At 64.0% G+C, this 25,297-nt stretch carries 18 protein-coding genes and 1 tRNA gene; 12 read left to right on the plus strand and 7 right to left on the minus strand.

Annotation, left to right across the window (positions count from 1 at the left end):
• The first annotated feature begins 180 nt into the window (after window positions 1-180).
• The 3 genes from B5D13_RS01130 (at window position 181) to B5D13_RS01140 (ending at window position 3,019) form a co-directional block, all read left to right on the plus strand.
• The gene (locus B5D13_RS01130; RefSeq protein WP_180363865.1) at window positions 181-729 is read left to right on the plus strand and encodes an FHA domain-containing protein; all 549 of its coding nucleotides are present in this window, start codon (window positions 181-183) and stop codon (window positions 727-729) included.
• Between the two features lie 113 nt (window positions 730-842).
• Window positions 843-2,804: a DUF2207 domain-containing protein gene (locus tag B5D13_RS01135; RefSeq protein ID WP_090991410.1), complete on the plus strand. Its 1,962-nt coding sequence runs from the start codon at window positions 843-845 to the stop codon at window positions 2,802-2,804.
• Between the two features lie 139 nt (window positions 2,805-2,943).
• Window positions 2,944-3,019, plus strand: a tRNA-Phe gene (locus tag B5D13_RS01140).
• 249 nt (window positions 3,020-3,268) lie between these two features.
• Here B5D13_RS01140 and B5D13_RS01145 read toward each other — a convergent pair.
• Window positions 3,269-3,586, minus strand: coding sequence for an acylphosphatase (locus tag B5D13_RS01145; protein WP_200802589.1), 318 nt, complete (start codon window positions 3,584-3,586; stop codon window positions 3,269-3,271).
• A gap of 94 nt (window positions 3,587-3,680) precedes the next feature.
• Here B5D13_RS01145 and B5D13_RS01150 point away from each other — a divergent pair, with 94 nt between their 5' ends.
• From B5D13_RS01150 to B5D13_RS01160, 3 genes are all read left to right on the plus strand, one after another.
• A complete protein-coding gene (locus B5D13_RS01150) occupies window positions 3,681-4,625 on the plus strand; it encodes a DegV family protein (protein ID WP_078686457.1) in 945 nt (314 codons plus the stop codon).
• An 87-nt stretch (window positions 4,626-4,712) separates the two neighbouring features.
• Window positions 4,713-6,596: a subtype A tannase gene (locus B5D13_RS01155; protein ID WP_078686458.1), complete on the plus strand. Its 1,884-nt coding sequence runs from the start codon at window positions 4,713-4,715 to the stop codon at window positions 6,594-6,596.
• Between the two features lie 225 nt (window positions 6,597-6,821).
• Window positions 6,822-7,319: a CarD family transcriptional regulator gene (locus B5D13_RS01160; RefSeq protein ID WP_078686459.1), complete on the plus strand. Its 498-nt coding sequence runs from the start codon at window positions 6,822-6,824 to the stop codon at window positions 7,317-7,319.
• Window positions 7,320-7,477: 158 nt separating this feature from the next.
• Here the strand turns inward: B5D13_RS01160 and B5D13_RS01165 are convergent, their stop codons facing one another.
• On the minus strand, window positions 7,478-8,668 hold the full coding sequence (locus tag B5D13_RS01165) for an iron-containing alcohol dehydrogenase (RefSeq protein WP_078686460.1): 1,191 nt from the start codon (window positions 8,666-8,668) through the stop codon (window positions 7,478-7,480).
• A gap of 141 nt (window positions 8,669-8,809) precedes the next feature.
• Here B5D13_RS01165 and B5D13_RS01170 point away from each other — a divergent pair, with 141 nt between their 5' ends.
• Genes B5D13_RS01170 through B5D13_RS01180 form a run of 3 tightly spaced genes read left to right on the plus strand, consistent with a single transcriptional unit; the run spans window position 8,810 to window position 11,541 of the window.
• The gene (locus B5D13_RS01170; RefSeq protein ID WP_078686461.1) at window positions 8,810-9,106 is read left to right on the plus strand and encodes an ACT domain-containing protein; all 297 of its coding nucleotides are present in this window, start codon (window positions 8,810-8,812) and stop codon (window positions 9,104-9,106) included.
• A 51-nt stretch (window positions 9,107-9,157) separates the two neighbouring features.
• Window positions 9,158-10,624: a citrate synthase gene (locus B5D13_RS01175; protein ID WP_078686462.1), complete on the plus strand. Its 1,467-nt coding sequence runs from the start codon at window positions 9,158-9,160 to the stop codon at window positions 10,622-10,624.
• A gap of 2 nt (window positions 10,625-10,626) precedes the next feature.
• The gene (locus B5D13_RS01180) at window positions 10,627-11,541 is read left to right on the plus strand and encodes an HAD family hydrolase (RefSeq protein WP_078686463.1); all 915 of its coding nucleotides are present in this window, start codon (window positions 10,627-10,629) and stop codon (window positions 11,539-11,541) included.
• Window positions 11,542-11,700: 159 nt separating this feature from the next.
• Here B5D13_RS01180 and B5D13_RS01185 read toward each other — a convergent pair whose 3' ends face one another.
• Window positions 11,701-14,094: a KUP/HAK/KT family potassium transporter gene (locus B5D13_RS01185; protein ID WP_078686464.1), complete on the minus strand. Its 2,394-nt coding sequence runs from the start codon at window positions 14,092-14,094 to the stop codon at window positions 11,701-11,703.
• Between the two features lie 193 nt (window positions 14,095-14,287).
• Here B5D13_RS01185 and B5D13_RS01190 point away from each other — a divergent pair, with 193 nt between their 5' ends.
• Window positions 14,288-15,808, plus strand: a complete 1,521-nt coding sequence (locus tag B5D13_RS01190; RefSeq protein ID WP_078686465.1) for a S10 family peptidase — start codon at window positions 14,288-14,290, stop codon at window positions 15,806-15,808.
• Between the two features lie 122 nt (window positions 15,809-15,930).
• Here B5D13_RS01190 and B5D13_RS01195 read toward each other — a convergent pair whose 3' ends face one another.
• The 3 genes from B5D13_RS01195 to rlmKL form a co-directional block, all read right to left on the minus strand.
• Window positions 15,931-17,598, minus strand: coding sequence for a rhamnosyltransferase WsaF family glycosyltransferase (locus B5D13_RS01195; RefSeq protein ID WP_078686466.1), 1,668 nt, complete (start codon window positions 17,596-17,598; stop codon window positions 15,931-15,933).
• Window positions 17,599-17,664: 66 nt separating this feature from the next.
• Window positions 17,665-18,693, minus strand: coding sequence for a polysaccharide pyruvyl transferase family protein (locus B5D13_RS01200; protein ID WP_159443957.1), 1,029 nt, complete (start codon window positions 18,691-18,693; stop codon window positions 17,665-17,667).
• Window positions 18,694-18,835: 142 nt separating this feature from the next.
• Window positions 18,836-21,193 (minus strand): bifunctional 23S rRNA (guanine(2069)-N(7))-methyltransferase RlmK/23S rRNA (guanine(2445)-N(2))-methyltransferase RlmL, encoded by a 2,358-nt coding sequence (gene rlmKL, locus B5D13_RS01205; RefSeq protein WP_090991411.1) that lies wholly within the window; start codon window positions 21,191-21,193, stop codon window positions 18,836-18,838.
• Window positions 21,194-21,471: 278 nt separating this feature from the next.
• Here rlmKL and B5D13_RS01210 point away from each other — a divergent pair, with 278 nt between their 5' ends.
• Entirely contained in the window at window positions 21,472-23,196 is a 1,725-nt protein-coding gene (locus B5D13_RS01210) for a phospho-sugar mutase (protein ID WP_078686468.1), read from the plus strand.
• 126 nt (window positions 23,197-23,322) lie between these two features.
• Here B5D13_RS01210 and B5D13_RS01215 read toward each other — a convergent pair whose 3' ends face one another.
• The gene (locus tag B5D13_RS01215; protein ID WP_159443958.1) at window positions 23,323-24,528 is read right to left on the minus strand and encodes a C39 family peptidase; all 1,206 of its coding nucleotides are present in this window, start codon (window positions 24,526-24,528) and stop codon (window positions 23,323-23,325) included.
• Window positions 24,529-24,803: 275 nt separating this feature from the next.
• On the opposite strand from B5D13_RS01215, the gene B5D13_RS01220 reads away from it, so the two are divergent.
• Window positions 24,804-25,241 (plus strand): arginine repressor, encoded by a 438-nt coding sequence (locus B5D13_RS01220; protein WP_078686470.1) that lies wholly within the window; start codon window positions 24,804-24,806, stop codon window positions 25,239-25,241.
• Window positions 25,242-25,297 lie beyond the last annotated feature (56 nt).

The following is a 25,297-nucleotide window of genomic DNA, read 5'->3' on the forward strand; positions in this document are numbered from 1 at the left end:
GCTGGTGCGCGCCGATGGACTCGTCGTCAGGGTCGCCCGTGCGCTTCCGGCATGGCGCGTCCTGGGGCGTCGCGGGACGGCGTATGTGCTCGAGCGTCCGGCGAGCGTGCTTCCGTGGCCATCGCCGGACGAGCGGATAGTAACGGAGCGAGTGAAGGTGGGTGGTCCAGAATGCAAGTGATGAGCGAGGAGGCAATGGGCGAGGTGTGGGATGCGACCTCGGGCAGGCCGGGAACGAAAACGTGCCCGCGCTGCGGGGAGGTGCTGTTCGACGACATGGACGTCTGCTACGGGTGTCTCTATGACTTCGGGCGTGATCCGCGGGCGCCATTGCTGGGCGACACCTTTGCGGACCTCGAGGAGCCTGACGGCCTTTCCTGTGAGACGGAGCTGGAGTCGACGAGGTCCCTTGCCGGGGCGAGACTCCCCAGTTCGCGTTGGGACACTCTGGGTATCTGGGTGCGGGGTTCCGAGATGGACGTCATCCTTTCCGTTGGAGAGACCCCGCTCTTTGTCGGGAGAGATGAGAGCTGCGACCTGGTGCTCCACTCCAACGCCGTCTCTCGCAGGCACCTTGTTCTGGCAAAGGTTTCGTCGGGCCTTCGCGTAGACGACCTCGGGAGCACCAACCCAGCATTGTTCGAGGGAAGGCCAATTCGGGACTCGATCATCATGAAAAGGGGCGATACCGTGAGCGTCTGCGGCGTCTTGCTGACCTTTCTGGGCTGATGCCCGCACTTAGCTGAGTGCGAAAACCGACTTCTCCAGCTCTGCTATATTGCTGTGTAACCTGCAAATATAGGCCATTGCTGAGAAGAGGAATGATGACCACAGGAAAAGCGATGCCAACCAGACGACTCCTTGCCTGGCTGCTTGCGGCGACCACCCTTCTTGCGACGCTCGCCCTTGCAGCGGCCCCTCGGGCGGCTCGCGCTAGTGACGACTACTCCATTGATCGCGTTGACATTGACGCGACCGTCGACAATACCGGAACGGTTTCCGTCAAGGAGATGCGCGAGTACGACTTCGACGGAGACTTCCATGGCGTGTATTGGAAGATTCCGACGGGGGAGCTCAACGGAAACGAGGTCTCTGCGCTTGTCGACGAGGTGGGGGCTTTCGACCGCAACGGCAACTTCCAGAGCTTCTCCGAGAGTGACTCGGGACAGGACGGCACCTACACGATCACCGAGTATCCCAACTACGTGAAGGTCAAGATCTACTCCGCGCACTCCGACGAGTCGGTTCGCTTCGTCATCAACTACTCCTACAGCTACCTCGCGACCAGGTATGCGGACACCTCCGAGCTCTACTGGAAGTTCGTCTCTGACGGTTGGGACCGTCCCTCCGAAAACGTGACGTGTACGGTCCACCTGCCGGTTCCCGCGGGGGAGACGGTGAATCCGGGTGACAACGTGCGTGCTTGGGGCCACGGTCCCCTTGACGCGACGGTTAACTTTGACGGCAACGACATCGTCTATAACGTTCCTGGCGTTGGGACGGATGAGTTTGCTGAGTGCAGGATCGTGTTTCCGTCCGAGTGGCTCTCGCTGACGCCCGAGTACAGCTCAAACAGGCTCGACACCATCCTTAGCGAAGAGCAGAAGTGGGCCGACGAGGCCAACGCGCGCCGCGAGAGGGCAAGACTCATCCAGAACGTCTTTGCGGGCATCGGTGCGGCTGTCTGCGTCCTCACCATTATCCTGTGCGTCGTGAAGCGCCGCGCCTACAAGGCGAGTCACAGGCCGCTCTTTGATGACAAGTACTTCCGCGACGTCCCGACGAACGACCACCCTGCCGTTCTGGGCGTCCTCTACAACGACGGCTCTGCCAAGGAGTCGGACCTGACGGCATCGCTCATGCGCTTGACGGACCTTGGCGTGATTAGGCTCGACCTCATCAAGAGCCGCCGAAAGGGCTTCCTGGGCACCGACAAGGTCGACGAGGACTATCGCGTCGTAAAGCAGAAGGACCTGTCGAACGACAGAGAGCATGACGGCTCGTATGAGATTGACGACCGGACGCTCCACTTCATCTTTGGGAGTCTCGCTCCGCTGGGCAAACGAAAGTCCGACGATGGGGTGAAGAGCGCGCTGTACTTCTCCGAGCTTGAAAGCATCGCCAAGAAGCATCCCAGCACGTATTCGAATGGCTATGACAGCTGGAAGGGGACGGTCGAGGGCGTCGCGGAGGGGCGTGGCTTCTTCGTGGACGAGACGCCCACGGGCAAGGGTGCCCTTGGCGCCATGCTCACCCTCAACATTCTCGGCGCGATCGCATGCGTCTTTGGGCTCGTCTTCGAGCTCGTCAACTGGTCCGTCGCCGTGCCTGTCCTTGCCGGGAACATCGTCAGCTTCGTTATTGGATGCTGGACCATCGGGTCGATGGATGACCTCTCCCGTGAGGCCATTGAGGTCAAGGCGAAGCTTGAGGCTCTTAAGAGGTGGCTCGAGGACTTCACGCGCCTCGAGGAGGCTGTTCCCAACGACGTCGTCCTCTGGAACAAACTTCTGGTCATGGCCGTGGTTCTGGGCGTATCCGAGGAGGTCATCGAGCAGCTGAGGATGGCGGCTCCGCAGGTCCTTGAGGATCCCGACATCATGCCCGTCTACGGCTGGTACTACGCGCACAGCGTGCTTGGCTCTCCCATGCACTCCTTTGACAGTCTGGCCGCGTCTGCCCATCACGTCTCGAGTGCGGCCTTGGCGTCGTCCTCGTCGAGTTCCGGCGGAGGGTTCGGCGGCGGCTTCTCCGGTGGTGGCGGAGGAGGATTCGGCGGCGGTGGAGGCGGTGGCGCCTTCTAAGACAATGGCGCGTCTCTCTTGTCGTGTCTTGTACCTGCGATTTTACAATCCTCTCCAAACTATTTTCATTAATGTCGAAGAAGTTCGTTGACCTGGCTCCAATCTTTGCTATATTAAACGAGCTCGAAGAGAGCATTTCGGCTGGGTAGCTCAGTTGGTAGAGCAGGGGACTGAAAATCCCCGTGTCAGGGGTTCGATTCCCTTCCCCGCCACCATAAAAAATAGCAGGTCAGAGGCTACGTCTCTGGCCTGCTTTCTTATGCGGGTTCATGGTTGTCTTAAGCTTAGGGAAATGGCCACTCCGTAACGTGGCGAAGCGACCACTTTCGTTAACTTGGAGCGGCCAGCCCGTCTGCTGCACGGTGGGCCGATTGCTTTTCAGTGCGCTACCGCGCCCGACAAAAGACGGGCAGACAAGACGGGGCGCGTAAGGAACGAGGGCACGTGGCCTCGCGCGCCTTGCTCTAGAACTTGACCGAGAAGGACGTGTCGTCTGGGTTGGGCTCGATTTCGTCCTTCTGGTCCATCACGTAGTCGATGGGGTAGCCCGCATAGGCGCGCCCAAAGGCGCCAAAGTAGTTCGCGATCTGCTCGTCGGTTCCCTGAAGCTCGAGGGTCACGCTGCCGTCTGACTCGTTTCTGACCCAGCCCGTGCAGCCAGCCTCGAGGGCGACCCTGCGGGAGGTCCATCGGAACCCGACGCCTTGCACTTCTCCTCTAAAGATGATTCGGAGCCTGCGCATCTCTTGCTCGTCTGCGCATTTCCTGCCAAATGGACTCATGGCGCCTCCTGGCTGCTGCAATGCACTTGCCTGAGCCGTACAATAGCACCTATATATGAGTAGACCCAGAGCGAAAGCTTGAGCGGAGCCTTGCATGTCAGCGAAATTCAACTTGATGACCGACTCGTGTTGCGACTTTTCGGCCCAGGATATCGAGAGCGCAAACATCAGCTACCTGCCCTTCACCTATACCGAGGCTGACAAGCCCGACGGTGGCCTTTCGGGCGTGGACGACCTGTTCCAGAGCCGCAGTGCGCATGACTTCTACGACCAGATTCGCTGGGGCGCCGCGCCGCTTACCTCGCAGCCGTCTCAGATGGTCTACGAAGAGGCGTTCCGCAAGGCGGCGGAGCTCGACAAGCCCACGGTGCTGGTCACCCTTTCGAGCGGCATCTCGGGTGCCTACAACGGCGCCGTGACGGCGCTCCACCGCGTCCAGGAAGAGCTTGGCCGCGAGCTTCCGATTTACATCGTCGATTCGCTGCTGGGATCGACCGCCCAGTACCTGCTGATTGAGGAGGCCGCCCGCCAGAGGGACAAGGGCATCTCGGCCGAGGACTTCGTCAAGTGGGTCGAGGGCGCGCGCTTTCACGTTCACGTCATCTTTATGGTCGACAGCCTGGACACGCTTCGCCATGGCGGACGCGTGCCGAAGTCGGTCGCGCTGGTTTCCGGCGCGCTTGACGCCAAGCCGCTGCTTACCTTCAACGTCGACGGGTCCCTGGCCTTCCTGGGCGTGACCCGTGGCCGCAAGAAGGCCATGCGCAAGATGGTCGACTACTACGCCAAGAAGCACTCCAACAGCGAGTATCCGGCCGTCGCCGCCGTCGGCAACGCGGACTGCGAGCATGACGGCCTCCGCCTTGGCTCGATGCTGTGCGACGTCGACGACACGATTCGCCTTCTGCCCTCCACCATCGGTCCTACCATCGGCTCGCACGTGGGTCCCGGCATGCTCTCGTGCTGCTTCTGGGGAGACGATCGGCGCGACAAGAAGAACGCCCTTGCGAGCAAGGTCAGGGGAGTACGCCAGGCCTAGGATGGCGCGGCGAACGAGCCGTGGGATCATGTGGCCCATGCATGTGAATGAGTGACGAGGCGGCCGTCGGTCGCCCAAGGAGGAATGATGAACGTAACCAGAAGGAACTTCCTGAAGTTTGCGGGTCTGGGCTCGGCCCTTGGCCTTGCCGCCTGCGGCAAGCAGAAGACCGACGGCAGCGGCGATGACGACGGCAACAGGCCTCAGGTCGACCTCAAGGAGTTCGCGGACCTGGACCTCGACATGTCCGCATGGAACTACGACTCGAAGAACGACTGCTACTACCAGCTGGGCCTCGCGTACTGCCTCAAGCCCGCGAGCAAGGCCTACGAGTCGCTGGCGATCTTTGTCCCCGGCAAATACTTCAACGCCGAGAAGAGCGGGGACAAGTACAAGTGCACGATCAACGAGAGCGCGACCGTCGGAAGCTTCACGCCCAAGACCGCGCCTGTCGTCATGCCCATCAACTCGGCGCGCCTCTCGGCCCAAGGCTGCCCCACGGCATATGACTATGGGGGACTCGGTACCTACCTGTCGCAGGGGCTCGTGTACGTCTACGCGGGATTCCGCGGACGCTCCGCCGGCTATGACAGCGGCACGACCAAGATGTTCCCCGGCGGTGCGCCCTGGCCCGTGGTCGACCTCAAGGCCGCCATCAGGTACCTTCGCTACAACGCGGAGGCCTTGCCCTTCTCGGCTGACCGCATCTTTGCGTTCGGCTATGGTGACGGCGGCGGCGCGTCGGCGATCCTGGGCGCCTCGGGAGACAGCGCGCTCTTCACCAAGTACCTCGAGTCCATTGGTGCGGCAACGCACGATGCCAAGGGCAACAGCCTCTCGGATGCGATTTGCGGATCGGCCTCGTGGTGCCCGATGATGTCCTACGACAGCGCCGACGCGGCCTACGAGTGGATGATGGGGCAGTTCTCGTCCGACGGCACGCGTGCCGACGGCACCTGGACCAAGATGCTCTCGAACGACCTCGCGCTGTCATACGGCGACTACGTGAACCAGATGGACCTGCGCGACGCTAAGGACAAGCAGCTGACCCTTGACGCCGTCGAGGACGGCGCATATCTGGACGGCAGCTACTACGAGTACATCCTCGGGCTCGTTCAGAGCGCGGCGGCGGACTTCTTTGGTAGGACGCAGTTCCCGTACACCGAGGCCAAGTCCCGCATGGTCGACCCGGCGTTCCCCGGCGACCCGAACCTCTCTGCCTCGGGTGCTGACGCCCTGGACGAGGTGACGGGCAGTTCGACGACGACGGAGACCGTCCAGCCCGACTCCACGAGTGGCGTGGCACAGGTCCAGGCGACCGTGTACGACTCGCTGGGCAGCTATCTTGCGGCGCTCAACGGCGACTACCGCTGGGTCACCTACAGCTCGGGCCGCAAGGCCGCGCGCGTGAGCAGCCTTTGGGACTTCGTGGTCCACTGCAGGCCTGCCAACAGGGCGGTGAGCGCGTATGACGCGGTCGACCGCTCGTCCACGTCAAACCAGCTGTTCGGCATCGGCGACGAGTCGACGCTTCACTTCGACGCGACGGTCTCGAGTCTGGTCTCGGCAAACCAGGACAGATATGCGACGGCTGCCGGCTGGGATGCCAAGTACGTGACCGAGTGGGCGGAGGACATCACCAAGAAGGACGACCTTGATCAGGACATGTCCACGCGCGTCAATGCGATGAATCCCCTGTATCACCTGAGCGGACACTACGCGGGCTTTGGTACGGCGACGGTCGCTCCGCACTGGCGCATAAACTCGGGCCTGTTCCAGGCGACGACGCCCCTCACGGCCGAGGCGAACCTGGCCCTGGCGCTCCGGCACTACGACGGCGTCCAGGACGTCGACTTCAACGAGGTCTGGGGCAAGGGCTACGAGCTTGCCGAGCGCGAGGGCGACGCCCAATCGAATTTCGTGTCGTGGGTCGTCTCGTGCTGCCCCGCTCCGGCGGAGTCCGGCGAGTAGGGAGGTGGCTCGCTTCCTGTCGAGGCGATTCTCTGGTCACGCGCTGGCGCGTCTACCTGCCCGTATGTCGCACTATGAGCTCTGGTACTATTTGTTTGGAACAAGTCAAATTTTTAAACGATACACAAGCGACTGTCGCTATGCAATAGAGAATCAGTAAAAATTGAAAAGCTTTTCTCCCTTCGTGCTAAGATGCAATGCAAACGGTACGAAGGGAGCTTTTGTATGTACGAAGTTGGCGAGTATATTGTTCACCCCGGCCAGGGCGTCTGCAGGGTAGAAGAGATTGTCGACGCGCCGGCCGCGACGTACATGCTGCTCCCCATTGGCGGCCGCCATCCCATGAAGATCAGCTTCCCCGTCGCAAGCGAGGACAGGCTGCGTCCCGTCCTTACGGAGCAGCAGGCCAAGGACCTGATTCAAGACTACCCCAACCTGGACGTCGAGGAGGTCTCGGCCAAGAGCAACGCCCTCGAGGAGGAGCGCTTCAGGAACGAGATTCGCCGCGGCACCTGCCGCGACTCGGTTCGCATCGTGAAGACCTTCCGCAAGCGTATCGCCGAGGTCCGCGCGACCAACAAGAAGCCACCCGTGGTGTACGACCGCATCCTCAAGCTCGCCCGCGAGCGCTCCCTCCAGGAGCTCGCAGTGGCGCTCAACTCCACGACCGACGACGTCCAGGCCTTGTTCGAGCAAAAGTACGGAGAGTCGTTCGAGGACTAGCCGGCACGTGTTGGGCGCCGGTGCCGCCCTGTCGACGCACCTGGACCGCAACAGTGCTGCCCCCATCACCAATTCGAGCGGCGATGGGGGCAGTTGCCTTACGTTCAGGGCGCAATGGCAGGGGAGAAGTGCGTTGCGGTAGGGCTCGCGGCACCGCCCTAGTCTTGGGGCGCGAAGGCCGAAAGGTAGATGGCGCGGGCGTCTTCGGGCGTGATCTTCTGGAAGTCGCCGAAGCGCCGACCCTTGGTCTTGGCGACGGACTCCACCAGACCGTCGACATCCTCCCTCGTGAAGCCGAACTCGTCGAGGTAGCGAGGCATGCCCAGCGAGGTGAAGAAGAGCTGGACCTGGTCGATGGCGGCCAGGGCGTCTGCGTCAGCGTCGCCAGTGGGCGCGAGGCCGAAGACCTCCCGGCCCAGGAGCGCGAAGCGCGCTGGGTTCTGCTTGCGGACGTAGCGCATCCACGCGGGGAAGATCACGGCCAGACCGGCGCCGTGGGTGACCGTCGGCTTGGCGGCGGAGAGCTCGTGCTCGAGGCCGTGGGAGGCCCAGTCCTCGCTGCGTCCGATCGCGCAGATGCCGTTGTGCGCGAGCGTGGAGGCCCACATGATGGATGCGCGGGCATCGTAGTCGGCAGGGTTGGCAAGAAGCTTGTTTGCCTCGGAGCGGATGGAACGCAGGAGGCTCAGGGCAATGCCGTCGCTTACCGGTACGTCCTTCGTTGCCGAGAAGAAGCGCTCGAAAATGTGCGCGCACATGTCGGTGATGCCCGAGAACGTCTGCCATGCGGGAAGGCTCAGCGTGAGCTCGGGGTTCATAAAGGCCACGCGCGGGCGTACGAAGTCGCCGTGGAAGGACGACTTCGTACGCGTCTGGTCGTTCTGGATGACGACGGAGTCGGAAGACTCGGAGCCTGCCGCGGGCAGCGTGGGGACGGCCGCGATGGGGAGTGCTGCCGTGGGCGTCACGGGGTCGGGCCTGCGGAAGAAGTCCCAGGCGTCGCCGTCGTAGAGGGAGCCGGCCGCGATGGCCTTGCCGGTGTCGATGGTCGAGCCTCCGCCCACGGGCACGACCAGGTCCACGCCCTCGGCCTTTGCGAGCTCGATGCCCTCGCGGACCTTCTCGATCTCGGGGTTGGGGCGCACGCCGCCGAGCTCGACGCGTGCGATGCCCGCCGTGTCGAGGCTGGAGCAGATGCGCTCGAGCAGGCCGCTGCGTATCACGTGGCCCTGTCCGTAGATGACGATGGCCTTGCGAAGTCCCTGCTTGGAGGCCCAGGGACCAACCTTCTCCTCCGCCGAGTGCCCGAAGACGAACTGCGTTGGCGAGGTCCATTCGAAATCGTTCATGATGGCTCCCTCTGTGTCTGTCGCGCCTGCGCGCGCCATACGTTTCAATACGGGCTCAATGGTAACAGGGTGGCTATATATGAGCCGCGCGTTGGCTACAATGATTCGAAATGGTTCGCTATTGAAACAGACAGGAGACACATGGCTACCGCAAACGACGAATCCAAGGCACGCGCAATCATCTCTGTCCTAGGTGGCGACCGTCCGGGTATCGTCGCCGCGGTCACGGGCGCGCTTGCGGACCACGATGCAAACATCCTCGACATCTCGCAGACGATTCTGCAAGGCACGTTCACGATGACCATGCTCGTCGACCTGGCCGACAGCGACGTGGACTTTGCGCAGATTCAGGACCAGCTCCAGGAGATCTCCGACAAGCTGGGCGTTCAGATCACCATGCAGCGCGAAGAGGTCTTCAACTTCATGTATCGCCTCTAAGGCGCTTGCCGCTTCGCCGTCCGACCCGGGCGGCAGATTTGGGAGTTACATATGGCTGACGCGAGAAGGACGCGCATCGCGCGCCCCAAGAGTTTTATCACCCGAGCCAACTCATCGGCTCTGGTACATGCCTCGGACGAGTACCCCATGCCCTCGGTGGGCCTGGGGCTTACCGAAACCTCGGCACTTCTCTACGAGGGCGGCCGCAACGTTGACGTCGTCCCGCCCGAGCTGTACAAGAAGTACGACGTCAAGCGCGGTCTGCGCAACGCAGACGGCTCCGGCGTCCTGGTGGGCCTCACGACCATCTCGAACGTGCACGGCTACAAGAAGGAGGACGGTGCCATCGTTCCCGACGAGGGGGACCTGACCTACCGTGGCTACCACGTCGCGGACCTGGTTCGTGCCGCTCAGGCGGAGGATCGCTTTGGCTACGAGGAGGTCTCCTACCTGCTCCTGACCGGTACCCTTCCCACCTCAGAGCAGCTCTCGGACTTCCAGGCGCGCATCGGCAGCCGCAGGCAGCTGCCCGAGGGTTACCTGAGCATCTTCCCGCGCGCCACGTACAGCCCCTCCATCATGAACGTCCTGCAGCGCGCGACGCTCCTCCTGTACGCGTTCGACGAGAAGCCCGACGATACCGCGCCGGTGCACGAGGTCGACGTGGCCCTCTCGATGCTGGGCCGCTGGCCGCGCGTGGCCAGCGTCGCGCACCAGGCTTTCATGGCGGCCCAGACGGGCGAGCGCCTGCTGGTCCCCCCTGCGCAGGAGGACTTCACCATGGCCGAGACCGTGCTGGACGTGCTCCGCGGCGACCAGGGCTTCAGCCACGACGAGGCCATGCTGCTCGACGTCATGCTCATGCTCCACGCCGAGCACGGCGGCGGCAACAACTCGACCTTCACCTGCAGGACCATCTCGTCCTCGGGGACAGACGCCTATTCCGCCTACGCGGCGGCGCTGGGTTCCCTTAAGGGGCCGAAGCACGGCGGCGCGAACGCCAAGGCCGGTCAGATGGTGGACGACGCCTGCGAGCACATCGATGACTGGACCTCCGACGACCAGATTGCCGACTACCTCGCCAGGGTGCTGTCTGGCGACGCCTTCGACCACAAGGGGCTCATCTACGGCATGGGCCACGCCGTCTACACCAAGAGCGACCCGCGCGCCCAGGTCGTGAAGGGCTACGCGCGGAAGCTTGCCCAGAGCCGCGGGGAGCGCGTCGCGCAGAAGTTCGACCTCATCAGTCGCATCGAGCGCCTGGCCCCCGAGGTCATGCGCCGAGAGCGTGGCATCACCAAGCCTATCTCCGCGAACATCGACCTCTACACCGGCTTTGTCTATGGCATGCTGGGCATTCCCAAGGACCTCTTCACCCCGATCTTCGCCATCGCGCGCATGTCGGGCTGGGCGGCCCACCGCATGGAGGAGCTCTACGGTCCCGCTCGCATCATCCGCCCCGCGTACAACTCCTACATGGAGCATAGGGAGTACGTTCCCATAGACCAGAGGAGCTAGCCATGGCCGCGCCCCGCATCGTCTTCGCAGACATGGACGACACGTTCCTCTCGACAGACAAGACGGTGTGCCGGGAGAACCTCGAGCTCTTGGATAGGCTTGCCGAGAAGGGCGTGCCGTTTGTGCCCTGCACGGGGCGCACCTGGCGCGCCCTTCCGGCCGAGGTGCTGCTGCATCCCGCGACGCGCTATGCCGTCACGTCCGATGGCGCCGTGGTGATGGAGCTGCTTAGAGACGTGGCCGTGCAGGCCGCGTCTCCCGACGCGGCGGGCGAGGCTGACGTCGAGCTCGAGTGCGTGGGGCAAGACCGAAGCGCCGTACTGGCGCGACGCCTCTGCTTGCGCGCGATGGGGAAGGAGCGCACGCTCGCGCTCTATGACCGCCTGGAGGGCGTGCCCTGCACCTTCGACGTCTTCTGGGGCGGTCGCGTCTTCGTCGAGCGATGGCGCTACGACCTGATATCCACCTTTGACATCCGTCCCGACGAGAAGCGCGCCATTCTGCGCCACCGCACACCCGTTGACGCCTTCGTTCCCGAGCTCGTGGAGCATCTGGGAGGCGTCGAGCGCGTGAGCCTGTACTGGGGCAACGATGCGCTCACCCCGGACATCCTGTCTGCCGTCGATGCGGACGAGACCCTCCACCACACGCACTCGAGCGCCCGGAACCTCGAGGTGATGGACGTGCGCACGTCAAAGGGCGCGGGGCTCGAGTGGCTCTGCGCGCACCTGGGAATCGACCCTGCGCAGGCAATAGCGTTTGGCGACTCTCCCAACGACCTCTCGATGCTCAGGGTCGCAGGCAGCGGCATAGCCATGCTGAACGCCTACGACGAGGCCAAGGCAGTCGCCGATTGCGTCACGGCGTACGACAACGACCACGCAGGCGTCGCTCGCCACCTGAGGGGACTTCTCTAGCTGCTCTGGCCGCTTTGGCCTCGCGCGAGGCGCGCGGGCGCCCTGTCCTGACGCACCTCCCCAGTCGCGACACATGAAAAAGAGAACCCCGGCCGCGCTCGGTGCGACCGGGGTTCGCTGTGTATGCTCGTGCGATTGGCTGGGGCATCGACCTTGGCGCTACTCCTTCGGACCCTTGCTCGCGGAGTCGTGGGCCGCGTCGGCCGCGATGGGCTCTTCCTGGTCGGCGTCCTCCTCCTCGGCCTCGATCGTGATGGCCGCGAAGCTCGCGGTGTCCCCGCCGATGACGGACTTCTCGACCTTCTCCACCGTGGCCTCGCGCTTGTCTGCCAGACGTGCGGAGAAGACGTCGACCTCCTCCTCGCGCACGACGTCCTGGGGCAGACGGACGGGCGTGCTGGCCTGCTCAGACTCGGTGACCTGAAGCGTCGAGGTTACGGCCGCCTCGTGGCGCATGGGCTTGCGGCCGGCCACTGCGTTGTGCGCGTGGGAGCTGATGGCGGGACGATGGAACGAGCCGGTGTCGCCTGGGGTCTCGATGTAGTCAAGCTTGTGCTCGCGCTTGGTGTTGGCGAACAGGGGGACGCTCTCGTAGATGATCTTCGAGTTCTCGAGGCCGTACCAGCGCGCCGCCGAGCCGCAGAAGCGGCGGATGACGTACTTGATGCCCAAGATGTTGGAGTCTGCGACCGAGATCTCGGTCTCGGGCGTGACGACCTTGCGGATCAGGCAGAAGCGGAAGGTGCCGACGGGGCTCTTCTTGCGATAGATGGAGTAGTCGCGCGGCTGTGCGGCAAGGCGCCTCTGCTCGACCAGGTTGCTGACGATCTGGTAGAGGTACTGGTTGACACGCTGGTTCACCCTGAAGCCCAGGCGCAGCTGCACCTTGAAGATGAAGTCGGTGCCGAAGTCGTTGACCATGAACGAGTGCGTGTTGGGCTCGTCGGTCACCTGGACGTTCAGGAAGTAGTACGCATGGGCGCGCTTGGGACCCTTGTCCAGAATCGAGTACAGGATGTCGCGGTCGAGCTTGTCCAGCGACGAGTCATTGGTGAGGAACACCAGGTTGTCGGCCATGATGGGGTAGCGCTCGTCGTCGCGGAGCTTAGAGAGCTGATCGATGTAGCTCTTGACGTCAAGGTAGACCGACTGGGTGTGCTCGATTGCCGTGCCGCGGCGCCAGACGTACATGACGAAGAAGATCGCAGCCGCGAGGCAGACGGTGAAGTAGCCGCCGTGCAGGAACTTCGTGAGGCTCGAGAAGAAGAACGTGGACTCGAGCGCGAGGAAGAACAGCGCGAAGGGCACTGCGAGCGCCTTGCCCTTGAGGACGCGCGAGATGTAGGTGGTCAGAAGCACCGTCGTCATGAGCATGGTGACGGTGATGGCCAGGCCGTAGGCGGCCTCCATGTGGCTGGAGGTCTGGAACAGCAGGACGACCACGACGCAGCCGATCCACATGATGGTGTTGACGATGGGGATGTAGAGCTGCCCCTTGGTCTCGGAGGGGTAGCGCACCTGCAGGTGGGGCATGAGGTTCAGGCGCGTCGCCTCGGAAACGAGCGAGAAGGACCCGGTGATCAGGGCCTGGGAGGCGATGATGGCCGCGAGGGTGGAGAGGATGACTGCCATGGCCCTCAGGTTCTCGGGGACCATCTGGAAGAACGGGTTGACGTCCGGCGTCTGGATGAACTCGGGGTTATGGGCGTTCGCAAGGATCCAGGAGCCCTGGCCCAGGTAGTTCAGGATCAGCATGGTCTTCACGAACGGCCAGGACGCGTAGATGTTCGCCTTGCCGACGTGGCCCATGTCGGAGTACAGGGCCTCGGCGCCGGTGGTGCACAGGAAGACGTTGCCCAGGACCATGAGTCCCGCGACGTTGATGTCGCTGAAGAGGAAGGTGATGCCGCGCACGGGGTTGAACGCGCGGAAGACCTCGAGGCCCACTCCGTCGGCGATGTTGACGGCGCCCGCGATTCCCAGGAAGAGGAACCAGGTGGTCATGACGGGGCCGAAGGCCTTGCCGATGGTGGAGGTGCCGGCCCTCTGCACCAGGAACAGGATGCTGATAATCATGACCGTGATGACGATGACGATGGCCTGGTTGTCGCCCATGAGCGCGTAGATGGGCTCGATGGTGCGAAGTCCCTCGATGGCCGTCGTGACGGTGACGGCCGGCGTCAGGATGCCGTCTGCCAGCAGCGCGGCTCCGCCGATCATCGCGGGGAACAGCAGCCAGGCTCCGCAGCGCTTGACCAGCGAGTAGAGCGCGAAGATGCCGCCCTCGTTGTGGTTGTCCGCCTGCATGGCCACGAGTACGTACTTGACGGTGGTGATGAGGGTGATGGTCCAGATGATGAGGGAGAGTGCGCCAAGAACGACGTCCTCGCTCATGGTCTGAAGGCCACCGTTGCCCGTCATGATGGCACGCAACGTGTACATGGGGCTGGTGCCGATGTCGCCGTAGACGACGCCAAGCGTGACGAGGACCATTCCCATCGAGAACGGGATGGCGCCCTTTCTCGCGCGTCCGGCAACCTTAGTCGAACTCATTTCGAACCTCCTGGTCTGAAGACCTAACGGCGTTTCTGTAAACAAGCCAAGAAATCAAACTGCGTTACTCTAACACTTGATGCGCAAAATGCCAGAATCGACCCCGAAAATAGGTCATATATATGGTACTGGTGTGAATGAGGGATTTATTTATCATTATCCCCATTTCACAAGGTGGAAAGGACGGTTTGTGATGTCTGAAGAGATGAGCGAGGCTACGGCCTCCTCCGCCAAAGGCACGGGCATGTCCGAGTTCTTCATGGCGGTTCCCGCCGAGAAGGGCATCGACACTCCCGAGCCCAAGACCGCACGACTCAGCTGGAAGGGCTCGGGCGCAAGCGAGGGGCAGAGCATCGCCTATGACTGCACCGCCGGCCACCTGGACGTCCGCGCCGACACCGGCAAGCTCCTGGGCAAGATGTTCAGCCTGACCTACGTGGCGGCGGACACCCCGGACGCGGGCCCTTCTCGCCCTGTCACGTTCTGCTACAACGGCGGCCCCGGCTGTGCGAGCGTGCCCATCAACTTCGGTGGCATCGGACCCCGTCGTGTCAAGACCGACGGCGTGAGCCACCTTGCGTTCCCCATCGAGGTCGAGGACAACCCCTATACGCTCCTGCGCCAGTCCGACCTCGTCTTCCTCGATGCGCTGGGAACCGGCTGGTCCAGCGTCGCCGAGGACGCCGACACCTCCAAGATCTTCGGCGTCGACGGCGACGCCGATGCGTTCTGCCGCGCAATCACGACCTGGCTCGAGGAGAACGGCCGCTGGACGAGCCCGGTCTACCTCTTCGGCGAGTCGTACGGCACGGTGCGCAACTCTGTTCTGATGCGCTTCCTGGGCGAGCGCGGCGTCAAGGTCGCGGGCGTCACCATGCTCTCGGCGATCTTCGACTGGGTCCAGACCCTCGAGGGAGAGGACCTCTACCACCTGGGCATGATGCCGACCATGGCCGCGGCTGCGCAGTTCTTCGGCAAGGCCGGCCAGGGCGTCGACGAGGACGAGTGGTTCGACCGCGCCATGGACTGGTGCGAGGACGTGATGGCTCCGGCCCTGCTGCGCGGAGACCGTCTTGACCCCGAGCGCGAGGCAGAGGTCGCCGCTCAGATGAGCGAGTTCCTGGGCCTTTCGGCCGAACACATCCAGAGGCGCCACCTGCGCATCACCCTCGACGACTTCCGCCAGAGCATCCTTGCGGACGAGGGCAAGGTCTGCGGCAGGCTCGACATGCGTTTCTCGTCCGACGCGCCCGTGGCCGTGCAAGGCTCCTCGGCCTGGTTCGCTGCCGAGGATGCCGCCGATGACGCCGTCGAGTCCAGCTGGACCAGCGCCTTCAGGGCCTTCGTCCACGACGAGCTGGGCTATCGCGGCCCGGCGCGCTATCTCACCAGCAACTACGAGCAGGTGGGCACCAAGTGGAAGTGGGAGCACCAGGAGCCGGGCAAGGACTGGCCCTCGTCCGCTCCCAACGTGGCCTACGACATCGCCGTCGCGATGCGCCGCAACCCCACGATGAAGCTGTGCATCATGGGCGGACGCTACGACGCGGCCACCACCTTCTGGAACGTGGCCCACGACATGAGCTGCCAGTTCCTCTCGGCCGAGCTGAAGGGCCAGGTCGAGTGGCACCGCTACGGCTGCGGCCACATGGCCTACGTCGACGTCCCTACGCTCGAGCGCATGGGCAGGGACATGGAGGAGTTCTACAAGTAGGGGTCTCCCTCTTGCAAGGACGGCAGTAGGAGCCGGCCGGCGTGCCCTTTGCACGTCGGCCGATTTGCGTCTATGGGGCATGGGCCTTTGGGCCCTGCGTGGGTCGCGCTCGCGAGAAGTGCCTAGCGCCTGAAGAGGTCGCGCGCCTTGCGGGGAAGCGACGTGATGGCGCGGCCGATCCGGAAGGACGACGACTCGCGGATCATCTCTATCTCGCTCTTGCGAGGCACCATCAGCTCGTCGGGTCGGACGTCGAGCGCGTCCTCGACCCGGATGGGGAGGTCGACCGCGATGGGTCTGGCCTCGGGCGCCTCGTGTACGGCGTCGCCGGTCGGCCCCGGCTCGGGCCGCCTCGAGCCCATTCCTCGCTCGCAGTGCGCGAAGAGCTGCTCGCGCCCGTTCACGACGCCGTAGGCGTGGATCTGGTACCTGCCCAGCTGGGCGCCGTAGTAGCCCTCGAGGTCGAGCACGCCCTGGATGAGCCTCTCTCCCGTGTGGTGCAGCGGGAAGTCACGCATGTCCGACTGGTCGGCGGCGTGCCACACCAGCGCGTGCGGGCTCTCGACGCCCGACAGGTCGTCGGGGAGCTCGATCGAGAGCCTGACCAGGGGACCCTCGACGACGGGCGCCTTGTACTGCGCCTCGATGGATGCGGCGCACAGGTCGTGGAAGACGGCCCGGGCCTCGTCGGATGCGGTGACGGCGGCTCTGTTGTAGAGGCGGGCGGGCGTCGCCTTGCGCGCATCGCCTCCCAAGACGATGTCCTCGAGCGCCTCTGCGAAGGCCGCGGTCTCGAGCTCGATGGGAAGCTTTGCCATGGCCTCGCTCGCGCGCGCCGACATGGAGCTCGCGGCCTTCGCGTCGTCGAGCAGGCTCAGGGCGGCGGTGGCGAGGGCCTCCGGCGTGGGCTCGGCGAGCAGCATGCACGAGTCGGGATAGTCGTAGAGGTTGTTCTGCTCGTAGACGTCGATCACGGGCAGGCCTGCCGCCATCATCTCGAAGGGCACGCGCGAGGGGTTCGAACCGCTGATGCTGATTCCGACGGAGCACCTGTTGTAGAGCTCGTTGCACTGCTCCTTCGTGAGCAGGCCCAGGTTGGTCGCCGTGACGTCCTGGGGCGCCAGCGACTGTGAGCCGTACAGGTAGACGCGGACGCTTGGGTCCATGCGGTTGATGATGCGCACGGTGTCCAGGATGATGCCCGCGCAGCGGCGCGGCTTTCCCGGCTGGTAGATCATGCAGACGGCCCTCTCGCGCCTCGCCGCGCCCCTGGCAGCGTCCGTGCCAAGCCGGTGGTAGATGGACGCGTCCGCGCAGAAGGGGGTCACGCGGGCATCGGAGGAGAACTCTTCGTGGAGCCTGCTTGCCAGCCAGTTGCCAATGGTGATGGGCTCGAGTCCCAGCTTGTAGCTGGCAATCGCGTTGATCCGCTCTTCTCCCGCGGGGTAGAACCAGGGCTCGAAGTCCTGCACGAAGTAGCACTTGTGGGCGCAGTCGGACTGCTCGACGTATCGAGCCGTGGGGCTCATGGTGGCGATGGCGACGTCGAAGCCTCCCTCGATTTGGGGGAAGGGGTGAAAGGTAACGTTCTCGCAGCCGTAGCCCTCCGCGATGGTGGCGAGCTCGCCTGCCGTCTTCTCGTAGGGAGGCTGCATCACGAACACCTCGCTTCGGGCGCCGAGCTCCTGCAAGTGCATGATGTGGCGGAAGATCGTCTGGAGTCCCCCGGAACCGGGCACGATGGCCGGCAACACCCATGCGATCGAGCTGTTGGCAAGTGAGGTCTTCATAGCGCGTCTCCCGTCAGGTCGGCCGTCGCGCCCGTCGTGCCTCTGGCTGGGTGGGCGAGAAGTGCCTTACCTTCGACTCCATTGCGACTTCCACAGGTTAATCTCCTCCCAGGGCAGGGAGAGCTCCGTGGCATCGCTACCGTTGATCCAGCGTACCAGTTTATCGCCTGCGAGCTCGCTTCGCTCGATGACGGGCAAACCGGTGTCCCGGGCAATCGAGCGTGCGCGGTTGTCCACGTTCACGATGAGCGAGCGGTGGCCAAGGTTGAGGCTGCGGATGCCAGCGTGGAGGCGCGTGCCCACGTAGTCGACGTCGGGATCTGCCAAGAAGGCGTTGAGCTCGTCGATGCTGGGCCCGATGAGCTGGTAGTCGCCCTTGTTGATGATGGGGTCAAGGCAGAAGTCGATGTCATGGCTGCCCTGGACCCAGATGACGACGTGCTCGTACTCCTGCTTGAGCGTCTCGATCATGAGGAGGTCGCTCGTCGCGTCGGCACAGTAGTCCGTGACGGAGGTCAGCACCGTCGAGGCCTTCTTGCGAGGAATGGTCGCGAGGTGCTCGGGCGTGAGCGTCCACATTGTGGGACAGGCCGTGTTGAGGACGTTGCGGACGCCGGCCTCCTCCAGCTTCTGCTTGGTGGTGGAATTGCGCACCGAGTGGTAGAGGCTCGGGTGGAGGACCGCCTTGTAGAAGAGCCTGCTGTACGCGTCGACTGGGTCGTCCAGGTCCTGGTTGTTCATGCCGACGCCCAGCAGGCACACGTTGCGGAGGCTCCTGAGCCTGTGGGGCAGCGCCCACTGGCGTTGGTCTCCCATGTGGGTGTAGAGGATGTTGGTGCCGCACAGGATGGGGATGCTGCCGCCCAGCGACTCGAGTTCGGGAGAGTAGTAGTGTGTGGCGACGTGTGCCGGCGTGGCGTCGGGGCTCAGTACCTCGGCCATGACCTGGCCACACGCCTCCATGATGATCTGGTCGCCGGAGTTCTCGCTTCCCATCTGCGTGTCGAGAAGGGCCACCTTGGGGATGTAGGGAGGCTTGGCCGCCGTCTTGACGGTTGCGGCCGCGGTCTTGAGCCAGTCGCGCCTGCTTGGCATGTTCATCCAATCAAAAGGCCAGCCGCGTCGCTTTTCGAGCTCCCGACGCGGCTTTCAGTTTGTTTTAGCAGGCAAATACGATACTAGTTTGAAGTTAGATGCGGCATGGCTTTGACGCCATTACACAACTGTGACAGAGTCACTATGCCGTGGCCTGGGCATCGCGGCCTGGCAGGAGAGTGCGACGGACGATGTAGGCGTGGTGCACCTTCGTATTGCGCGAGAAGTCCTCGGGAATGGTCTGCTGCGTGATGTCCTCCAGGCTGACGCCAACCTTCTGGAGCTTCTGCACGTCGGGCCTGAATCTCCTCAGGTTGCACGAGAAGATAGCGCAGCCGTTCCTGGTGAGCAGTCGCGAGATGCCGATGATGAGCTCGGCGTGGTCCCTCTGGACGTCCCAGGAGCCCTTGCGCATGCGGCTCGAGTTCGAGAAGGTCGGGACGTCGCAGAAGATGAGGTCCCAGCGGTTCTTGGTGCGGCGCTGCTCGCTCACCCAGCGGATGACGTCGGCCTGGACGTACTCGTGCGCGACGTCGCGGCCCTCGTTGACGAAGCCGTTGCGCTCCATGTTGCGCTTGGCCCACTCGAGGGAGGGACGGCTCATGTCGACGGTGGTGGTGTGCTTGGCGCCGCCGTCGGCCGCGTAGCAGGTGGCCGTGCCCGTGTAGGAGAACAGGTTGAGGAAGCGCTTCGAGCCCTGCGTCTGCTTCATCATCTCGCGCACGAGGCTGCGAGCCTCGCGATGGTCCAGGAATATGCCGCAGTCGTGGCGAAGCGAGAAGTTCACCTCGAAGGTGAGGCCGCCCTCGTCCACGAGGTGCGCGCCCGGCGCGAGCGGAACGAAGCCGGGCTTGCTTGCACGCCTGGCACGTCCCGGGCGCGCGTCGCGGGGGCACTTCTCTCCCGTGTTCGCCTTGGCCTCGCTGGCGTACTGGGAGCCGCCCTTGCCGTGCGTCCTGACGCGGACGAACACGTTCTGGGGCTCGACGCCGATGACGACGGGGGCGATTGCCAGGACGTCGAGCAGGCGCTCGCGGGCGAGGTTGGGGTCGACGTCCTTGGGGGCGGCGTACTCCGAGACGAGCAGCCAGCGGCCGCGCCCGTTGCGCGCCGGGATGAGCTCGGATTCCTCGAAGAGGTCGATCGTCACGGCGTAGTCGGGCAGGTCGGTGTCGTAGATTCGATAGCAGCTGACGTCCTCGCGCTGCGCCCACTTGCGACGCTGGCGCCAGACCTTGGCGAGGCGGCGTGCGAACTGCTCGCTCGCGCCCACGAAGACGGGGATGTGCCGCTGGCGACCGTCCCTGTCGGCGACGTTGACCTGTTCGCGCGCGGGAGAGAGGCCCCTGCCGTCGTAGGTGCGGATGGTCGCGGGGTCCTGGCCGACGAAGACTGCCTCGGTGGCCTCGGGCACGCCGCCCAGCGCCGCGTCGATGGTCTGGTCTCGCGTGATGGCCACGATTGTGTCCGCGCCGCGAACGGCCGTCGAAGCGACGGCGAGGGCCGAGGCCTGCTGGGCGACCTCGTCCTGTGCCACCCACGAGAGGTCGCAGACCGCGAGGGTGCCCTTGCGGTGCTCGAGGCCGCGCGCGACGTCGGAGGGCGCGACGAGGCTCACATCCAGCCGCATGCCTGCGGCGCGAAGCTCCTGCCTGAGCGACGCCTCGGCTCCGGGCCTCGTCTCGCAGGCCAGGATTGTCAGCTTGCGGTCCTTCGACCTCTCCGCGCGCTCGCGCGCCTCGTCAAGAAGCGACTCCCACGCCTTCTGGTCGTGGCCGGCCCAGCCGTCGAATCCCCAGCGGGCGCGCAGCAGTCCGGGTGCGCGGTCGAGCGCTTGGGCAGCCGCCTCCACGAGGACGGTTCCCGCACCGGAGTAGGCGGCGGCGATGGTTGGGCTGTCGTGGCGGACGCTGCGGAACCAGCCACCCGATGCCAGGAGGGCGGCCGCGTAGTCGGGGCGCAGCGGGGCGATGGGCGCCCTGCCCGAGCGCGCGGACTCGTATCCGCGGCGGAAGAGAGGCGCGCCGGAAAGGTCGATGCCCACGGTCGCGCGGTCGCGCGAGAGGCGTACGACGACGGAGACGTCTGGGCGCTCGGTGTTGACCATGGGGCGCGAGCCGCGTCTGGACATGAGGCGGTCTACGATCGCGTCCTTCGACTTGAGGGCGACGAACTGTGTGTTGCGCAGCTGGTCGTTGGTGCCGTGGGCGTCGATCGCGATGGTCGCGCCAAGAGAGACGTGGTCCTCCCACGCCATCTGGGAGAGGCCCTCGTAGAGCGCGTCGGCGTCCGACGCGTCGATACGGCCTATAACGAGGATGACGCGAGACGCCATGCGGGACCAGAGACAGGCGCGGTATGCGTCGGCAAGCTCTTCTCCGAAGCTCACCTGTCCGCGCAGGGGGCGGACGTGCGGGATGCCCAGGGCGGAGAGCTCGTCGGAAAGGATCTGCTCGAAGCCCTTGGGGCAGGTTGCAAAGAATTCCATCTTGTCAGTCATCGGGACACCTTTCGCCCGTCGAGGCCGCAGCGCGGCAATCCAATGTTTAACCATCATATCGCCCGGCATGGCTCGTACCGTCATGCGTGCCCAGGCTGCCGTTTCTTCCCATAACTCTCTGGTGCGAAATTGCAAGCGTTTTTCCGCGAGATGTCACATGTTCAATTGTGTCAAGCAATTGGGCGAGCGAGGTCGCCTGTCGCCTGGGCGCGGGGGTATTATCTATAAACACGCGAACGGGCGGTCCGGCCGCCTTAGTCAATGTAGGGAGTAGATTCATGAACGAGGAAACTGAGGCCAGAGTCCAGCTGTGGAAGGAAAACGTAAGCGAGACGGACCTCAAGGCAGAGCTCGACGCTCTTATTGAATCTGGCGACGAGGAGAAGCTCAACGACGCCTTCTATCGCGACCTCGCCTTCGGCACCGCCGGCCTTCGCGGCGTCCTGGGCGTCGGCACCAACCGCATGAACGTCTACGTCGTGGCCCAGGCCACCCAGGGCGTGGCCGACTACCTGAACGCCCACTACGAGAACCCCTCGCTTGCACTCGCACGCGACTCGCGCCTGAAGGGCGAGGACTTCCAGAAGGTCGCCGCCGGCGTGCTCGCCGCCAACGGCATCCACGTCTACGTGTACCCGCGCATCGAGCCGGTCCCCACGCTCTCGTTCGCCGTCCGTCACCTGGGCACCTCCGCCGGCATCGTCCTGACGGCCTCCCACAACCCCGCCCAGTACAACGGCTACAAGGTCTACAACGACAACGGCGGCCAGATCACCGACGAGGCCGCTGCCGAGATTTCGAAGAACATCGCCGGCGTCGCCACCTTCGGCGGCGTGAAGATGATGGACTTCGACGAGGGCCTGCAGAAGGGCCTGATCGAGTGGACGCCCGAGGAGGTCCTGGACTCGTTCATCGAGAACGTCAAGAAGGTCTCCGTCCCCGGCTTCAAGGCCGACCCGTCCTACTCCGTCGTGTACACCCCGCTCAACGGCACGGGCATGGAGTGCGTCACGCGCATCCTGAAGGAGGTCGGCGTCGAGAACGTCTCGGTCGTCGAGGAGCAGAGGGACCCGGACGGCAACTTCCCCACGTGCAAGTACCCCAACCCCGAGTTCCGCGAGGCGCTCCAGCTTGCGCTTGACCTTGCGGAGAAGGTCAAGCCCAGCCTGGTCGTGGCCACTGACCCCGACGCGGACCGCATGGGCACGGCGATTCCCCACGACGGCGAGTACAAGCTGCTCTCCGGCAACGAGATGGGCGTGCTCCTGATGAACTGGCTCGCCGAGATGGCCGCGGCCAACGGCGAGGACGTCGCCCGCAAGGTCGCCGTCACCACCATCGTCTCGTCTGCCATGCCCGACGCGCTTGCGAGCGACAAGGGCTTCGAGCTCCGTCGCGTCCTGACGGGCTTCAAGTACATCGGCGACCAGATTGACCAGCTCAAGGCCGAGGGCGAGGAGGACCGCTACCTGATGGGCTTCGAGGAGTCCTACGGCTACCTCATCGGTACCCACGCGCGCGACAAGGACGCCATCGTCGCGGTCGAGATGTGCGTCGAGATGGCAGCGCACTACGCCGCCCAGGGCAAGGACCTCTACGAGGCCATGGAGGACCTGTACCAGAAGTACGGCTATTACCTCAACGGCACGGTCAACGCCCAGTTCCCGGGTGCCGCCGGCGCCGCCCACATGGCCGAGATCATGGACGGCCTCCGCAGCAACCCGCCCCAGGAGATCGCGGGCTACAAGGTCGTCGGCATGACCGACTACGCAACCGCCCCCGAGATGCCGCGCCTCTCCGGCCTGCAGAAGGAGCCCGCTCAGGCGCTTCCTCCCGCGAACGTCATCGAGTTCCGCCTCGAGGGCGACAACAAGGTCATCTTCCGCCCCTCCGGAACCGAGCCCAAGGTGAAGGCCTATCTCTTCTCCAAGGGTGCCACGCGCGCCGAGTCAGAGGCCGTCTGCGACAAGCTTCGCTCTGCCTCCGAGGCGCTCCTCAAGTAAGGCAACGCAGGCATATGGCCGTTCAGGCGAGAAGAACCGCCGGTGCGAGAGAGTCGCACCGGCGGTTCATTTTTGCCGGTCTGGCCGCGTTGGGTAGGGAGAGGAGGAGAAGTGCTCTCCCTGCCGCTAGTCCGAGGTGCTCTCGGACGCGCCTCCCGAAGTGCTCGCGCCCTGAGAGTCGTCTGCAGAGTCCTGGGTTTCGCTCTGCGCCTGTCCGATGGCATACATGATCGAGGAGTTTCCGCCCACGGTCCCCGCAGCCCAGGTGTGGGTCGAGGCGGAGCTGCTGTCCGGATCATAGAGCGTTATCGAGCCGTCGCCATTGACGCCCACGATGACCGCCCAGTGGGCGTAGGGCGTGGTGAAGCCCGCATTGAGCTTGATGATGATCGGCGTGCCGTCTGCGAGGACGGTCGTGATGTTCTCTCCCGAGGACTTGTACTCACGGCAGGTGAGGCCCAGCTTGCCGGCCGCCGCCGCGAAGAACTCGTTTGCGCTGCCAGAGTCGTCCGAGGCGTAGTTGCCGTCGTTGGAGATCTCGATCAGCTTGGTTACCGTGAGGTCGCTCTTTCCGGTGAGGCCCATGTAGGCCATCAGCATCGAGGTGAGGCCTGATCCGTTCACGCCCACGTTGCTGTTGCCGTAATCGAGGTGGCCCCAGCGCGCGTCCCAGTCGTAGAACTGCGGGTAGGCGCCCTTCTCGACGCTCTCTCCGAGCTCCTCTTCCTTCTTCTCGTGGTCGGGGACGCTCAGGACGAAGTCGAGGGCGTCAGGCTCGCGGAGGGCGAGCTCGGGAAGGCGCTCGTCCTTGTACTCGCCGGCCTGCTTGGCGAGCTTCTGGTACTTGTCTCCCTGGTCGAGCTTGGGCGTGAACTCGTTTGTCAGGCTCTCCGAGACGCCGGCGCTCACGCGAGAGTCGTAGGAGTTCACCTCCTCCTGGCTTTGCCCCTGGTTGTCGTCCTTGCGCGCGCAGCCGCGGGCACAGTTGGAGACGATCACGATCAGGAGGACGAGAAGGGCGATGGCCCCTATGAGGAAGATCGCGCGTCTCTGGTCTATCCCATACTGGCCCAGGATGCCGCCATGCCTCCTGGCGCCGCGCCTGAGGTTGTAGCCGGTGTCATGCCCGCTCAGGCTTCGGTAGTTGTGGTTGCTCTTGTAGCGGCTGGCGCGAAGGGGGTCCGCCCCCTGAGGATGTCCCGGTCGCTGGCCGTGATGGACTCCCCCCGAATGGATCTTGCCGCCCCCCTGGCCTCTTCGACCCCGACCATCGGGTCGCGCACCTCTGTGCTGCCTGGGGTCTCGACGTCTGTCGTCTGTGGGGTAGGGCATGTGATGCTCCTCAGTCTGGTGCATATATGCTTTGTGTGCTGAACGATCGTCCACTGCTGCCCATAGTAAGCCACTTCTGCCCTCGCTAGCTGGTGAAGTAGGGGAGCGGCCCCTCGGCCGTCCGGGCGCGATTTCGCCTTCTGGAAAACAGTTAATGTACCTTTAACCAATACTTGTTGACATATATCAATAACTAACGTACTTTTATACAGACCCACGGGATTTTGAAGAGTGCTCTTTCAGTTTTTCTAATTTGCAAGCTCTGGAGGCTGTATATGGTCAAGAGGCGCAACAATAGGCAGGATGCCATCAGGGACATCGTCCGCGGCAAGTCCATTCGCACGCAGCGTGCCCTTGTTGACGAGCTCCAGTCTATTGGTTTCAACTGCACGCAGGCAACCGTCTCGCGAGACATCGCGGACATGGGGTTGCGCAAGCTGTCTGAGGGCATCTACGTTCTGGCGGAGGACCTCCACCTTCAGCGTATGGTATCCGAGTTCGTCAGCAGCGTCGAGCGTGCCGACAATCTCGTTGTCATCAAGAGCCAGCCGGGCACCGCTCCCGGCGTCGCCGCAGCCGTCGACGCCGCGGCACTCCCCGAGGTTAAGGGTTCCGTCGCGGGTAACGACACCGTCTTGGTAGTATCTGGCAGCAACGATGCCGCTCAGGATCTGGTCAACCTCGTCAGCAAGCTTCGCGACACGCGCAAGTAGCCAGATTCTCGCCGAGCCTCGGCAGGCATCATCGATTGTGTGGGCGCCCCTCGCGG

Source organism: Olsenella sp. KH1P3 (assembly GCF_900167315.1).
Lineage (GTDB): Bacteria > Actinomycetota > Coriobacteriia > Coriobacteriales > Atopobiaceae > Olsenella_J > Olsenella_J umbonata_A.